At 73.3% G+C, this 13,342-nt stretch carries 14 protein-coding genes; 11 read left to right on the plus strand and 3 right to left on the minus strand.

The window, feature by feature from the left end:
- The first annotated feature begins 31 nt into the window (after nucleotides 1–31).
- The 10 genes from ACZ4UB_RS12185 (at nucleotide 32) to ACZ4UB_RS12230 (ending at nucleotide 10,306) form a co-directional block, all read left to right on the plus strand.
- Complete coding sequence (locus ACZ4UB_RS12185; RefSeq protein WP_468070049.1) at nucleotides 32–835, plus strand: 2-keto-4-pentenoate hydratase; 804 nt, start codon at nucleotides 32–34, stop codon at nucleotides 833–835.
- The gene (locus tag ACZ4UB_RS12190) at nucleotides 832–1,668 is read left to right on the plus strand and encodes a 2-keto-4-pentenoate hydratase (protein WP_468070050.1); all 837 of its coding nucleotides are present in this window, start codon (nucleotides 832–834) and stop codon (nucleotides 1,666–1,668) included. The genes ACZ4UB_RS12185 and ACZ4UB_RS12190 overlap by 4 nt, the downstream gene beginning before the upstream one ends.
- A complete protein-coding gene (locus tag ACZ4UB_RS12195) occupies nucleotides 1,665–2,078 on the plus strand; it encodes a RidA family protein (RefSeq protein WP_354381665.1) in 414 nt (137 codons plus the stop codon). Before ACZ4UB_RS12190 ends, ACZ4UB_RS12195 begins: the two co-directional genes overlap by 4 nt.
- Nucleotides 2,075–2,644, plus strand: coding sequence for a 3-hydroxyanthranilate 3,4-dioxygenase (locus ACZ4UB_RS12200; protein WP_468070051.1), 570 nt, complete (start codon nucleotides 2,075–2,077; stop codon nucleotides 2,642–2,644). Before ACZ4UB_RS12195 ends, ACZ4UB_RS12200 begins: the two co-directional genes overlap by 4 nt.
- A complete protein-coding gene (locus ACZ4UB_RS12205; protein WP_468070052.1) occupies nucleotides 2,641–3,753 on the plus strand; it encodes an amidohydrolase family protein in 1,113 nt (370 codons plus the stop codon). Before ACZ4UB_RS12200 ends, ACZ4UB_RS12205 begins: the two co-directional genes overlap by 4 nt.
- Nucleotides 3,750–4,664 carry an acetaldehyde dehydrogenase (acetylating) gene (locus tag ACZ4UB_RS12210; protein WP_468070053.1) on the plus strand — a complete coding sequence of 305 codons (915 nt, stop codon included), beginning with the start codon at nucleotides 3,750–3,752 and terminating at the stop codon, nucleotides 4,662–4,664. Before ACZ4UB_RS12205 ends, ACZ4UB_RS12210 begins: the two co-directional genes overlap by 4 nt.
- Nucleotides 4,661–5,716: a 4-hydroxy-2-oxovalerate aldolase gene (gene dmpG, locus ACZ4UB_RS12215; RefSeq protein ID WP_468070054.1), complete on the plus strand. Its 1,056-nt coding sequence runs from the start codon at nucleotides 4,661–4,663 to the stop codon at nucleotides 5,714–5,716. The genes ACZ4UB_RS12210 and dmpG overlap by 4 nt, the downstream gene beginning before the upstream one ends.
- On the plus strand, nucleotides 5,710–6,945 hold the full coding sequence (gene kynU, locus ACZ4UB_RS12220; protein WP_468070055.1) for a kynureninase: 1,236 nt from the start codon (nucleotides 5,710–5,712) through the stop codon (nucleotides 6,943–6,945). Before dmpG ends, kynU begins: the two co-directional genes overlap by 7 nt.
- A gap of 75 nt (nucleotides 6,946–7,020) precedes the next feature.
- Nucleotides 7,021–8,793, plus strand: coding sequence for an LVIVD repeat-containing protein (locus ACZ4UB_RS12225; protein ID WP_468070056.1), 1,773 nt, complete (start codon nucleotides 7,021–7,023; stop codon nucleotides 8,791–8,793).
- Nucleotides 8,794–8,863: 70 nt separating this feature from the next.
- Complete coding sequence (locus tag ACZ4UB_RS12230) at nucleotides 8,864–10,306, plus strand: amino acid permease (protein WP_468070057.1); 1,443 nt, start codon at nucleotides 8,864–8,866, stop codon at nucleotides 10,304–10,306.
- A 79-nt stretch (nucleotides 10,307–10,385) separates the two neighbouring features.
- Here the strand turns inward: ACZ4UB_RS12230 and ACZ4UB_RS12235 are convergent, their stop codons facing one another.
- Genes ACZ4UB_RS12235 through ACZ4UB_RS12245 form a run of 3 tightly spaced genes read right to left on the minus strand, consistent with a single transcriptional unit; the run spans nucleotide 10,386 to nucleotide 12,880 of the window.
- Nucleotides 10,386–10,814, minus strand: coding sequence for an OsmC family protein (locus ACZ4UB_RS12235; RefSeq protein WP_468070058.1), 429 nt, complete (start codon nucleotides 10,812–10,814; stop codon nucleotides 10,386–10,388).
- A 48-nt stretch (nucleotides 10,815–10,862) separates the two neighbouring features.
- A complete protein-coding gene (locus tag ACZ4UB_RS12240) occupies nucleotides 10,863–11,702 on the minus strand; it encodes a HEAT repeat domain-containing protein (protein WP_468070059.1) in 840 nt (279 codons plus the stop codon).
- On the minus strand, nucleotides 11,591–12,880 hold the full coding sequence (locus tag ACZ4UB_RS12245) for an NACHT domain-containing protein (protein ID WP_468070060.1): 1,290 nt from the start codon (nucleotides 12,878–12,880) through the stop codon (nucleotides 11,591–11,593). The genes ACZ4UB_RS12240 and ACZ4UB_RS12245 overlap by 112 nt, the downstream gene beginning before the upstream one ends.
- 245 nt (nucleotides 12,881–13,125) lie before the next feature.
- On the opposite strand from ACZ4UB_RS12245, the gene ACZ4UB_RS12250 reads away from it, so the two are divergent.
- The gene (locus ACZ4UB_RS12250) at nucleotides 13,126–13,341 is read left to right on the plus strand and encodes a hypothetical protein (protein ID WP_468070061.1); all 216 of its coding nucleotides are present in this window, start codon (nucleotides 13,126–13,128) and stop codon (nucleotides 13,339–13,341) included.
- The last annotated feature ends 1 nt before the right edge of the window (nucleotide 13,342 follow it).

Below are 13,342 nucleotides of genomic sequence, written 5' to 3' on the forward strand. Positions count from 1 at the left end.
TGGGACAGCCCCCGCCCCCGCGCCCGCCCCCGTGACGCGGGCCGCCGAACTCCTCGACCGGGCCCGCCGCACCGGGGTGCCCTGCGCCCCCGTCCGTGACGTCCTGCCGGTCGGCGACCTGGACGCCGCCTACGCCGTCCAGGCCCTGCTCACCGACCGCCGCCTCGCCGAGGGCCGCCGCGTCACCGGCTGGAAGGTCGGCCTGACATCGGCCGCCGTCCAGGCCCAGCTCGGCGTGGACACCCCGGACTTCGGCGCCCTGCTCGACGACACCGCCGTACCCGACGGCGCCGACCTGCCCTGGGGCGCCGTGCTCCAGCCCAAGGCGGAAGCCGAAGTCGCCCTCGTCCTGGAAGGCGACCTGGACCACGAGCGGCACACCGTCGCCGACGTCATCCGGGCCACCGCGTTCGTACTGCCCGCCATCGAGATCGTCGGCAGCCGCATCCGCGACTGGGACATCACCGCCGTCGACACCATCGCCGACAACGCCTCCAGCGGCGCGTACGTCCTCGGCAACCGGCCCGTACCGCTGCGCGACCTCGACCTGCGCACGGCCGGCATGGTCCTGGAGCGGCGCGGCGAGCCCGTCTCCACCGGGGCGGGCGCCGCGTGCCTCGGCAATCCGCTGCACGCCGCGGTCTGGCTCGCCGACACGCTCGTACGCCTGGGACGTCCGCTGCGGGCGGGGGACACGGTGCTGACCGGCGCCCTCGGTCCCATGGCGGCCGTCGCCCCCGGCGACGTGCTCGAAGCGCGCATCGAGGGTCTCGGCTCGGTCCGCGCGGCCTTCGGGACCGACCCGGCGCGGACACCGGCGGGGGAGGCCCGATGAGCCGCACCCCCGCCGACGCCCACGCCCCCGCCGCCCTCGACGTCGGCGCCCTCGCCGAGCGGCTCGACACCGCCGCCCTCGGTGCCCGCACGCTCGCCGGCGGGAGCACCGGGCTCGCCACCACCGACGAGGCGTACGCCGTCCAGCGGGCGCTGGTGGCCCGGATGACGGCGCGCGGCGAGCGGATCACGGGCTTCAAGCTCGGTTTCACCAGCCTCGCCAAGATGCGGCAGATGGGGGTGTCCGACCTGATCCACGGCCGGATCACCGACCGGATGCACATCCCCGACGGCGGTCGGTACGACGTCTCGGGCCTGATCCATCCGCGCGTCGAGCCCGAGGTCGCCTTCCTGCTCGGGGACGCCCTCGTCCCCGGCGGGGACCCGGTGGGCGCGGTCGCCGCGGTGGCCCCGGCGCTGGAGGTCATCGACTCGCGGTACGACGGCTTCGCCTTCTCCCTGCCCGAGGTCATCGCCGACAACACCTCCGCCGCCGGCTACGCCGTGGGCCCGTGGACCGCCGCGGGCGAGCTGGCGCACCCCGGTGGCCTGGCCAACCTCGGCGTCCTGCTGGAGATCGACGGACGCCCGGCCCAGACCGGTTCGACCGCCGCGATCCTGGGGCACCCGCTGCGGGCCCTGGCCGCCGCGGCCCGGCTCGCCGGGGAACTGCCCGCCGGGACCGTGATCCTCGCCGGCGCGGCGACAGCCGCCGTACCCCTGCCGCCCGGCACCCACGTACGCGCCACGGTCGCCACCCTCGGCAGCGTCCAGTTCAGCACGGCGGACGAGGCGGACCCCGCCGCCGGAACCACCCGGAGGGAGCCCGCATGATCGTCCCCGGTGCCGCGGAGCCCCGTGGCCGCTTCCCCCACCTGCGCCGCGCCGGCGACCTCGTCTACGTCTCCGGCACCAGCGCGCGCCGCCCCGACGGCACCTTCGTCGGCGCGTCCGCCGACCCGATGGGCGTCACCGACCTGGACGTCCGCGCCCAGACCCGGGCCGTCATCGAGAACATCGCCGCTCTGCTCGGTGCGGTCGGTGGCCGGCTCGCCGACCTGGTCTCCCTCACCACGTACCTCGTGAACATGAACGACTTCGGCGGCTACAACGAGGTCTACGCGGAGTACTTCGACGAGGACGGACCGGCGCGCACCACCGTCGCCGTCCACCAACTCCCGCACCCCCACCTGTTGATCGAGATCAGTGCCATCGCCCACCTTCCGCAGGAGCTGCACGCATGACCGCGACCCCGTTCAACCTCCACGCCTGGATCGAGGAACACCGCCACCTCCTCGAACCGCCCGTCGGCAACGTCCAGATCTGGCAGGACGCCGACCTGATGGTGACCATCGTCGGCGGCCCCAACCGGCGCACGGACTTCCACGACGACCCGATCGAGGAGTTCTTCTACCAGTTGCAGGGCGACATGGTGCTGCGGGTCATGGACGAGGAGGGCAAACCCCCGCGCGACATCCACATCCGGCAGGGCGACGTCCTCCTGCTGCCACCGCACGTACGGCACTCGCCGCAGCGCCCGGAAGAGGGCAGCATCGGCATGGTCGTCGAGTTCGCCCGCCCGCGGGGCAGTCGCGACGCCTTCGAGTGGTACTGCACGCGATGCCACCACCTGGTGCACCGCAGCGAGGTGCAGCTGACCTCGATCGTCGAGGACCTGCCGCCCCTCTTCAACGCCTTCTACGCCGACGAGGCCGCCCGCACCTGCGGCAACTGCCGGGCCGTGCACCCCGGCAAGGAGTGGCCCGAGGCGATGCGCCCGCGGACCCGGCGGGACGGGGCGGACGCGTGACCGTCGTCGACATCCACGCCCACGTCTTCCCGGAGATCACCCGCGCGCGGTCGCGCAGCCTCACCGGGTCCGACGAGGCCCCCTGGCTGCGGACCTCGGACGGCCCGGACGCCGGGATGATGATGGCCGGCGCCGACGAGTACCGGCCGGTGCGGCGCACGCTGTGGGACCCCGCCGCCCGCGTCGCGGACCTCGACCGGCTCGGGGTGGCGGTGCAGGTGCTGTCCAGCACCCCGCTGATGTTCGGCTACTCGCTGCCCGCGGACCGCGCCGTCGATTGGTGCCGGGCCGTCAACTCGGCTCTGCTCGACTACAGTTCGTACGCTCCCGACCGGTTGGCGCCCCTGTGCCAGGTGCCGCTGCAGGACACGGAGGCGGCCTGCGCCACGCTCTCCGAGGCGATGCGCCAGGGTTTCCGCGGCGTCCACATCGGCAATCACCTCGGCGACCGCGACCTGGACCACGGCGCCCTGGTGGAGTTCCTCGCGCACTGCGCCGACGAGGGCGCCGCCGTCCTCGTCCACCCCTGGGACCTGCCCACCGGACCGCGGTTCTCCCGCTACATGCTCGCCTGGCTCGCCGGGATGGCGGCCGAGACACACCTGACGATCCTGTCGCTGATCCTCTCCGGCGCCTTCGAGCGGCTGCCCGCCTCGCTGCGGCTGCTGTTCGCGCACGGCGGCGGCAGCTTCCCGTACCTGCTCGGCCGCGCCGACAACGCCTGGCACCGCCGGGACCTGGTGCGCGCCGACAGCCCGCGTCCGCCGTCCGCCTACACCGACCGCTTCTCCGTCGACTCGGCCGTCTTCGACCCGGGTGCGCTGCGCCTGCTGGTGGACGTGATGGGCGCGGAGCGGGTGCTGCTCGGCTCGGACCACCCCTTTCCCCTGGGCGAGGAGGACATCGGGCGGCTGGTGCGGGAGAGCGCGCTGAGCGCGGACGAGAAGGAGGCCGTGCTGGGCGGCAACGCCGTCCGGTTCTTCGGGTTGGAGGACCTGGTGGGGGACGGGACCCCGGACCGCGCCCAAGGTCGCACCCCGGGCCACACCGCGCACGACCACGACACGGAGAAGCACGACCACGACATGGAGAAGGAGGCCGCCCGATGAAGGCCGCCGTCATCGGCTCCGGAAACATCGGCACCGATCTGCTCGTCAAACTGATCCGCGGCCGCGGCCTGGTCACCGCCGCCGCGATGATCGGCATCGACCCCGACTCCGAAGGACTCGCCCGCGCCCGCCGCCTCTCCGTCCCCACCAGCGCCGACGGGGTGAAGGGCCTCATCGCCCTGGACGGTTTCGACGACATCGACATCGTCTTCGACGCCACCTCCGCCGCCGCCCACCGCGCCAACGCCGCCGCCCTCGCGCCCCACGGCAAGACGCTCATCGACCTGACCCCCGCGGCCATCGGCCCCTACGTCGTCCCGCCGGTCAACCTCGACGAGCACCTGGACGCCGCGAACGTCAACATGGTCACCTGCGGCGGCCAGGCCACCATCCCCGTCGTCGCCGCCGTCTCCCGCGTCACCCCGGTCCACTACGCCGAGATCGTCGCCTCCATCGCCTCGCGCTCCGCCGGACCCGGCACCCGGGCCAACATCGACGAATTCACCGTGACCACCGCCCGCGCCATCGAACAGGTCGGCGGCGCGACCCGCGGCAAGGCCATCATCGTGCTCAACCCGGCCGAACCCCCCCTCCTCATGCGCGACACCGTGCACTGCGTCGTCGACGACTGCGACACCGACCGCGTCGCCGACTCCGTGCGCGAGATGGCCGCGTCCGTCGCCGCCTACGTCCCCGGCTACCGGCTCAAGCAGCAGCCCCAGTTCCGCACCCTGGCCGCCGACGACCCCCTGGTCGGGCTCGCCGGCGCGGGCCGTCTCCTGGTCTCGGTGTACCTGGAGGTCGAGGGCGCCGCCCACCACCTGCCCGCCTACGCCGGAAACCTCGACATCATGACCGCCGCCGCGCTGCGCACCGCCGAGCGCCTGGCCGAACGGAGCCCGGCCCGATGACCCGCGTCTACGTCCAGGACGTGACCCTGCGCGACGGGATGCACGCCGTCTCCCACCGCTACACCCTCGACCAGGTCCGCGCCATCGCCGCCGCGCTCGACGCGGCCGGCGTCGACGCCGTCGAAGTCGCCCACGGCGACGGCCTGTCCGGCTCCTCCGTCACCTACGGACCCGGCGCCCACACCGACTGGGAATGGCTGGAGGCGGCCGCCGAGGTCCTGCACCGCGCCCGGCTCACCACGCTCCTGCTGCCCGGCATCGGCACCGCGGAGGACCTGCGCCGCGCCCACGCCCTCGGCGTCACCTCCGTACGCGTGGCCACCCACTGCACCGAGGCCGACATCTCCGCCCAGCACATCGGCCTGGCCCGCGAGCTGGGCATGGACGTCGCCGGTTTCCTGATGATGTCCCACCTCGCCGACCCGGCCGAACTCGCCCTCCAGGCACGGCTGATGGAGTCGTACGGCGCGCACTGCGTGTACGTCACCGACTCCGGCGGCCGCCTCACCATGGACGGGGTCCGCGACCGGGTCCGCGCCTACCGCGACGTCCTCGAACCCGGCACCGAGATCGGCATCCACGCCCACCACAACCTCGGCCTCGGCGTCGCCAACAGCATCGTCGCCGTCGAGGCCGGCGCCCACCGGGTCGACGCCTCGCTCGCCGGACAGGGCGCCGGCGCCGGGAACGCCCCGCTGGAACCCGTCGTCGCCGTCTTCGACCTGCTGGGCTGGGAGCACGGCTGCGACCTCTTCCCGCTCACCGACGCCGCCGAGAACCTCGTACGCCCCACCCAGGACCGGCCCGTGCGCGTCGACCGCGAGACGCTGACGCTCGGCTACGCCGGGGTGTACTCCAGCTTCCTGCGGCACGCCGAGACCACCGCCGCCCGCCACGGCCTGGACACCCGCGACCTGCTCGTCGAGGCGGGCCGCCGCAGGCTCGTCGGCGGCCAGGAGGACCTGCTCACCGACATCGCGCTCGACCTGAGCCGGGCACCCGGCGCGGACACCGCCACCCCTTCCTGTACAGAGGACGTACCCGCATGTTGAAACAGCGCGCCGCCGAGCTGGACTCCGCCGATCCGATCGCCCACGTGCGCGACCGCTTCACCCTCCCCGAACACGTCGTCTACCTCGACGGGAACTCCCTGGGCGCCCTGCCCACCGCCGTCCCCGCCGCGGTCGAGGACGCCCTGCACCGCCAGTGGGGCACCGACCTGATCCGCTCGTGGAACGCCAACGGCTGGTGGGACGCCCCCGTCCGCGCCGGCGACGCCATCGGCCGCCTCGTCGGCGCCGCCCCCGGGCAGGTCGTCGTCGGCGACTCGACCAGCGTCCAGCTCTTCAACACCCTGCTCGCCGCCGCCCGCATGCGACCCGGCCGCCGGGTCCTGCTCACCGACCCGGACCACTTCCCCACCGACCAGTACGTCGCCGACTCCGTCGGTCGGCTGCTCGGCCTCGACGTCCGCCGGGTCCCCGCCCGGGAGGCCGCCGGGGTGCTGGCCGCCGAGGGCGATCGGGTCGCCGTCGCCGCGTACGCCCCCGTCGACTACCGCACCGGCGAGCTGTACGACATGGCGGCCCTCACCGCCGCCGCCCACGCGGCCGGGGCGCTCGTCCACTGGGACCTCTGCCACGCCGCCGGCGCGCTGCCCATCGAACTCGACGCGATCGGGGCCGACTTCGCGGTGGGCTGCGGCTACAAGTACCTCTCCGGCGGACCCGGCGCCCCCGCCTTCGCCTACCTGGCCCACCGGCACCAGGAGGACTTCGACCACCCCGTCACCGGCTGGCACGGGCACGCGCAGCCCTTCGCGATGTCCGGCACCTACGCCCCGGCACCCGGCATCACCCGCGCCCGCATCGGTACCCCGCCGCTGCTCTCGCTGATCGCCCTGGAAGCGGCGCTCACCGCCTACGACGGGGTCGACATGGCGGCCGTACGCACCAAGAGCCTGTCCCTGACGGGCTTCTTCCAGGAATGCGCCGACGCCCTCCTCGACGGCCTCGGCTTCACCATGGCCACCCCGCGCGAACCCGCACGCCGCGGCAGCCAGGTCGCGCTGCGCCACCCGGAGGCGTACCCGCTGGTCGCCGCCCTCACCGCGCGCGGCGTCATCGGCGACATGCGGGCCCCCGACCTGCTGCGCTTCGGCTTCAACGCGCTCTACCTCACCCACGCGGACGTACTGCACGCCGTAGCGGAGCTGCGCGACATCGCGACCACGGCCGCCCACCGGGCCCCGGAGTTCCAGCAGCGCCCCACCGTCACCTGAGGCCCCGCGCACGGCCCCATCCCGGTCACTCCTTCCCCGCTTTCCCCCCCGCAGCCGAGACCTTCGAGGACTCACATGAGATCCCTGCGCACCACAGCGGCGCTGGCCACGGCCGTCGCCGTCGCCACCGTCGCGACCCTGCTCGCGCCCGGCGCCACCGCGACCACCGCCTCGACGACCACCGCCGCCAAGGACCCGAACATCCCCGACGTCTGCGAGGACCGCCGCCCCGGCCCCGCCGACCCCGGCGCGTACGGCGTGCAGCTCGACGGGACCTTCCGCCACCCCGCCCTCACCCCGGTCGACGAGGAGCACGAACACTCCTTCCCGGGCCGCAACGAGAACTACGACACCCGCTCGTACATCAAGAACATGAAGGTCGAAGCCGCCTACGAGGGAGCCGACTTCACCCCGGACTTCTTCCACACCTGGCAGAACGTCGTCGACTTCGACGGCCGCCGCTACCTCTTCCAGTACGACCGCTCCGAGGGCCGCGTCTACGACATCACCGACGTGAAGAAGGTGTCGGTCGTCGAGAAGATGTCGCGCGCGGACGTCGGCGGCGACGAGACCAAGGCCAACGCGTCCTGGGCCGCCAACGACTACTGGGGCGCCTCCACCATCCAGTGGAACAAGAAACTGGGCGCCTACGTGATGGTGCAGAGCTTCGAGGACAAGCGGCAGATCTCCGAACTCACCGACGAGCCCGGTCACGACAAGTACGGCAACCCGGCGGGCGTCGAGAAGCTCCGCGGCAAGCCCGGCCTGAAGGGCTTCAAGGTCTTCCGCCTCGACGGTCCCCGCAAGAAGGACTGGAAGCTCCTCAGCACGGTCTCCACCGACTCCACCCAGCGGGACCCGCTGTCCTCCGACCCGAACACGGCGCAGCAGGGCTCCGGTTCGCTCGACGTGCCGTACTGGACCGGCGAGAAGTACATGTTCATCGCCACCGCCCCGAACGACACCTACTCCGGCACCGAGTACCCCACCAACCTGCACTCCGCCGGCTACCAGTCCTGGGACATGTCCGACCCCGCGCACCCGAAGCTGCTCGACACCTGGCACCTGCCGGGCCAGCGCACCGGAGAGGACGCGGCCTACCGGACCAACCCGCGCTGCGGCAACCGCACCAGCTGGATGGGCGCGCGGATGCCGCTGTTCATCCCCAAGCCCGTCGAACAGGGCGGGCGTTACGCCTTCGCCGCCATGGGCGGCTACGGCCTGACCGTCCTCGACATCTCCGACCCGGCCGACATGAAGACCGTCGGCCACCTCGACCTGCCGCCCTCCGTCTCCGGCACCGAGGGCGACAACATCGACGTGTCGCAGTACGAGAAGACCGGGCTGATCTACTACTCCGGCTACCCGCTCACCGAGGACTGCTACGAGCCGTACAAGGACGTCTACCAGATCGACGCCAAGGATCCGAAGCACCCGCGCGTCGTCGGCGTCCTGCCCCGCCCGACCCCGCCCAAGGCGGCCGGCTTCCAGGACTTCTGCCAGCGGCGCGGCAGCTTCGGCCCCAAGCGCACCGGCTACTACACCAACCCCGGCCGGCACGACGCCGGCGTCCTCGGGTACGGCTTCTACAACGCCGGCGTGCAGTTCTTCGACGTGAAGAACCCGGCCCGGCCCGAGATCGAGGCGTACTTCGTCCCCAAGGCGTACGGCCCCGAGACCCCGGACTACGCCTACGGCAACCAGACCCATGGCGTGTACGTGGAGTGGGACCGCAACATCGCCTGGGTGCTGACCAATCACGGCATCTACGCACTGTCCTCGCAGAAGGTCCTGGGACAGCCACGCCTGACGCGCCCCGAAAGGCCCTTCCGCAACAGCGAGTTCTGAGCAGCACCCGCCCCGCTCTCCCTCCCCGCTCCCGCCCCGCCAGCTCTCCGTAGAGAAGGACGTCCCCGCCATGGCCGCTCCGGAAAGACCCGCCCCCGCGCCCTCACCCGCCCCCGTAGCCCCGACCGAAGGTCAGCCCCCGCAACAGCCCGGCCTGGTACGGTCGCTGACCCACCGCCAGACGACCATGATCGGCCTGGGCTCGGCCCTCGGCACGGGCCTCTTCCTCGGCTCCGGCTCCGCGATGGGCGCCGCCGGTCCGGCCGCGATCGTCTCGTACGCCATCGGGGCCGTCCTCGTCGCGATCATCGCGGTGCTGCTCGGCGAGATGTCCGCGGCCCACCCGGTCCAGGGCTCCTTCGGGGTCATCGCGCACCAGTACCTCGGTCCCTGGGCCGGGTTCCTCACCCGCTGGACGTACTGGTTCAGCGCCGTCGTCGTCATCGGCACCGAGGTCGTCGCCTCCGCGCTCTACATACGCTGGTGGTGGCCGGGCGTGCCGATGACGGCCGCCATCCTCGCGGTCGCGGCGGTGGTCCTCGCGGTCAACGTCATCAACGTGAAGTCCTTCGGCACCACCGAGTTCTGGCTGTCCACCATCAAGGTGACCGCCCTGTGCGCCTTCATCCTGTGCGCCGCGTTCCTTGTCTTCTTCGGCCTGCCGGACAGCGGGGCCACCGGCTTCGCGCACCTCACCGACGACGGCGGATTCATGCCGCACGGTGCGAAGTCGATCTGGATCGCCATGTCGGTGGTGATGTTCGCGTACGCCGGCTTCGAGGTCGTCGCCATCGCCTCCGCCGAGGCGGCCGACCCGCAGCGCACCATCCGTACCGCGATGCGACAACTCGCCTGGCGGCTCAGCGTGTTCTACGTCCTGTCCATCACCCTGGTCATGGCCCTGATCCCGTGGCAGCGCCTCGCCGCCGGTGACGGCAGCGTGGAGGCGAGCCCGTTCGTGCGGGTCTTCTCCGACGTCGGTGTGCCCGCCGCGGGCACCCTGACCAACCTCGTGGTGCTCATCGCGGCGATCTCCGCAGCCAACGCCCACCTGTACGGAGCCTCCCGCCTGCTCCACTCCCTCGGCGCCGACGGTCTGGCTCCGGCGCCGCTGGCCGCACTGACCGCCCGGGGCGTGCCGGCGGCGGCCCTGGCCGCCTCCACCCTGGGCATCGCGGTCGCCGCGCTCCTCGCCTTCTACGACGTCGGCGGCATCTTCGGCATCCTGATGTCCATCGCCCTGTTCGCGGTACTGCTCGTCTGGCTGCTGATCCTCGCCTCGTACGTCGCCTTCCGCCGCCACCGGGACGCGCACCCGGCGGACTTCACCGGCTTCAGCGTCCCCGGCGGCCCGGTGCTCGCGGTGGTGGCCGGCGCGGGGGTCCTCGCCGTCGCCGCCACCGCGATCGAGGTCCCGGACATGCGCCAGGCGGCGGGGGTGGGACTCGCCTTCACCGTCGTGCTCCTGATCGCCTACGCCCTGATCGCGGCCGGCCGCCGCAAGCGGGCCTGAGGGCGCGGAGCGGCACGGCGAGCGGCTGGCCGCCCCTGCGCAGGGGCGGCCAGCCGCTTCGCGACATGGGGTGGCCGCCCTACCCGACGACCTTCGTCACGACGGGTGCCCCGGCCTCCACCGTGCGGCTGACCGTGCAGAGCTTGTCGTGCGAGGTCTTCACGGCACGCGGCAGGATCGCCCGCGCCCGGTCGCCGCCTTCCCCCTCGGGGAAGCCCACGGTGAAGGCGACCTCCAGGTCCGTCATCAGGTTCCCCCCGCCCTCGTCCTGCACCTTGTGTCCCCTGACGTCGACGGAGAAGACGCCGGGCTCCGCGTGCCGCGAGGTCGCGACCTCCACGTCGGCCGCGGAACACCCGCCGATCGCGGCGAGCAGCAGCTCCACGGGCGTGAACCCCTCCCCGGAACCGGTACTGAAGGTGATGGTGCCCCCACGGGCATTGGTGGCGCAGAACAGCCCCGGCCCGATCCGCTCGACGGTGACGGAACGCAGTGATTCAGCAGTCATGCCCCGACCGTAAACCCGATCCCACCCCCGACGCCCACACCGCGCCCGTCACGGGCGGGCGCCGGTGGATTCGTCGGGGAAACCGGCCAGGAAGGTCAGGAGCGAGGTGGTGACGGCGCACATCGCGATCGGTTCCTCCCGGGCCATCCGTTCGACGGTGCGCAGGGTCGAGGCGTCCCGCGGCCAGACCAGGGCGAGCAGCCGTAGGGCCTCCACGCGCAGCGGACCGCCCAAGCAGCCCTCCACAGCGGCACGGGTCGCCGGGTCCTCCGGCCAGCGTTGTGCCAGCACCTTGAGGGCGGTCAGGGCGACGCGCGGCACCGCGTCCTTCACCGCGAACAGGGCGGCGACCCGGACCTCGTCGCACCCGGACCAGTGCTCACCCGACAGCCGCAGGGCGCTGCTCCGTACGCCGGGGTCCGGGTCGCCGACCGCCGCGAGCACGGCCCGCCGCACCTCGGGAAGCTCCGGCCAGTGCTCGGCCAACGCCTCGACCACGGTGCTCCGCACGCTGGCGTCGCCATCATCGACGGCGGCGAGCACGAGCTGTCGGGCCTCGTCATCCCGGGGCCAGAGGTGGGCGAGGCTCCGCACGGCGATCAGACGGACATCGCCGTCCGCGTCCCACACGCCCGCCATGAGCGCTGCCCTCAGTTCGAGATCCCCGGGCCAGTGAAGTCCGGCCCATTGGAACGCCGCCGCGCGAACGGTGGGTACGTCGTCATCCGTGGCGGCGATCGCCGCGCGGCGCACCTCGTCGTCCGGCCAGAACTCCGTCATGGCTCCCAGCGCCCGCCAACGGAGCCCGGGGTCCGGATGACGGGCGAGTGTGAAGACCAGCCGGCGAACCTCCGGATTCTGCGGCCAATACGAGCCCAGGCTCCACACCGCGCTGTTGCGAACTTCCGCGGACAGGGCCTCGTCACGTGCGAGTGCGAGCAGGGCCTGCGGGAGGTGACGACGACGCGGGCCCGCGGATGGCTGTGGGCGAAAGCGGTGATCTGCCGGGCGATGTCGGCGCGCCGGGCGGGGTCGAAGACCTCGTCCAGGCCGTCGAAGACCAGCACCACCTCGCGCCGGCGACCCGCCAGCAGCTCCTCCAGCACCTCGCGGGGCAGGCCCATGCACTCGGCGGCGTTGTACTGCGCCCAGTACTCCTCGATGGTCGCCCCGATCCAGCGGGGGTTGGCGAGCCGCCGCAGCTCCACCACGACCGGAACGGCGTCCGTCAGTGCGGCCAAGCCCTGGGGGAGCGCGTCCCGCCCGCCGGCCACGACCAGCGCCAGGTACTTGGCCAGCGTCGTCTTCCCCGCGCCGGGGTCGCCGAGCACCACCAGACGGCGGCCGTCCTCGGAGCCGAGGACTTCGAGGACGGGTTGCGGGGGCCGGGCGGGGGCGCTCCGGGGTCGCTCCGCACCGGGCTCGCGCGCGGCCCACTCGGCGTCGGCGTCGTCCAGCTCCCGGCGGTCCACCAAGTCCCGCACGAGCCGCGGCGAGAGGTGCTGGCGCGGCCAGTCCCACGCCAGGAGCGGTTCCTCGAACACCGCGCCCAGGCCGATCTGCGGCTGCTCGCCCGCCCTGCCGGCCTCGCCGAGCACGTCCATGTTCAGCCGGCCGTGCGTCTGCACCAGCCGCTGGAGGTACGCGCCGATCGCGGCGTCGGTCCGGGCGTCGAGGCCGCCCCGGCGGTCCCGGGCGGCCCGACCCCCGTTCGCCTCCGCGGCGGCGTCCTCGTACCGACGCAGCCAGGACCGGCCGCCCGCAGGCGCGGCCAGCCACTCTCGCCGCACCCGACCGTCCGGCTCCAAGGTCCGCTGCCCCGCCCAGGACAGCCATACGGCGACCACCGCCAGGAAGACGTCCCGGCTCTTGGGGAGTCGGAAGTCCGCGGCGGACGCCCGCGCCCACTCGCTGGCGCGCTGTCCGTGGAACTGGTCCGTACCCGGAAGTCCCGTGCGCCGCACCTGCCGTTGCAGATCGGCCTGGCTCCGCTCCGGCTCGCCGCCGGCCGCGGCCTCCCGCAAGTCCAGCAGCGCCCTGCGCAGTTCCTCGCGAGCGAAACCCATGAACCGACACCCCCTGGCCCCGCGCCCCTGCCCGACTCCCCGACGGCAGCGGGAGCGCCCGGGGCGGGCGACCCGGGGAGCCGTGCTCGGGGGGCACTGAACAGGCAGGATATCGGCCGCCTCGCCCGGGGCGCCCGGGTTCCGGGACGCCGGGTGGAACGGCGGGCGAGAGTCGGGGCCGAGCCGAACCGGCTCACCGCCCCGCCGGTCGGACAGATCCGCCGACGCCACGTCAGGAGAAGCCCGTGTCCCGTGCCTTCAAGCCCCGCAAGTCCCGCCGGCGCCGTCGGCCGCGGCACGTACCCGCGCCCCGGACCGCGCCCGTGGCCCCGCTCCCGCCGGTCACCCCGTCCTGGCGCCGGACCTGGCGCGAGGGCGGTCGACGCGTCGCGCTCAGCTTTGCCGGCTCCGCGGGTGCGGCCGCCGTCGTCGTCCTCGACTGGTGGCTGCGCGGCCACTGAG

It is taken from the genome of Streptomyces sp. NPDC028419 (assembly GCF_055565515.1).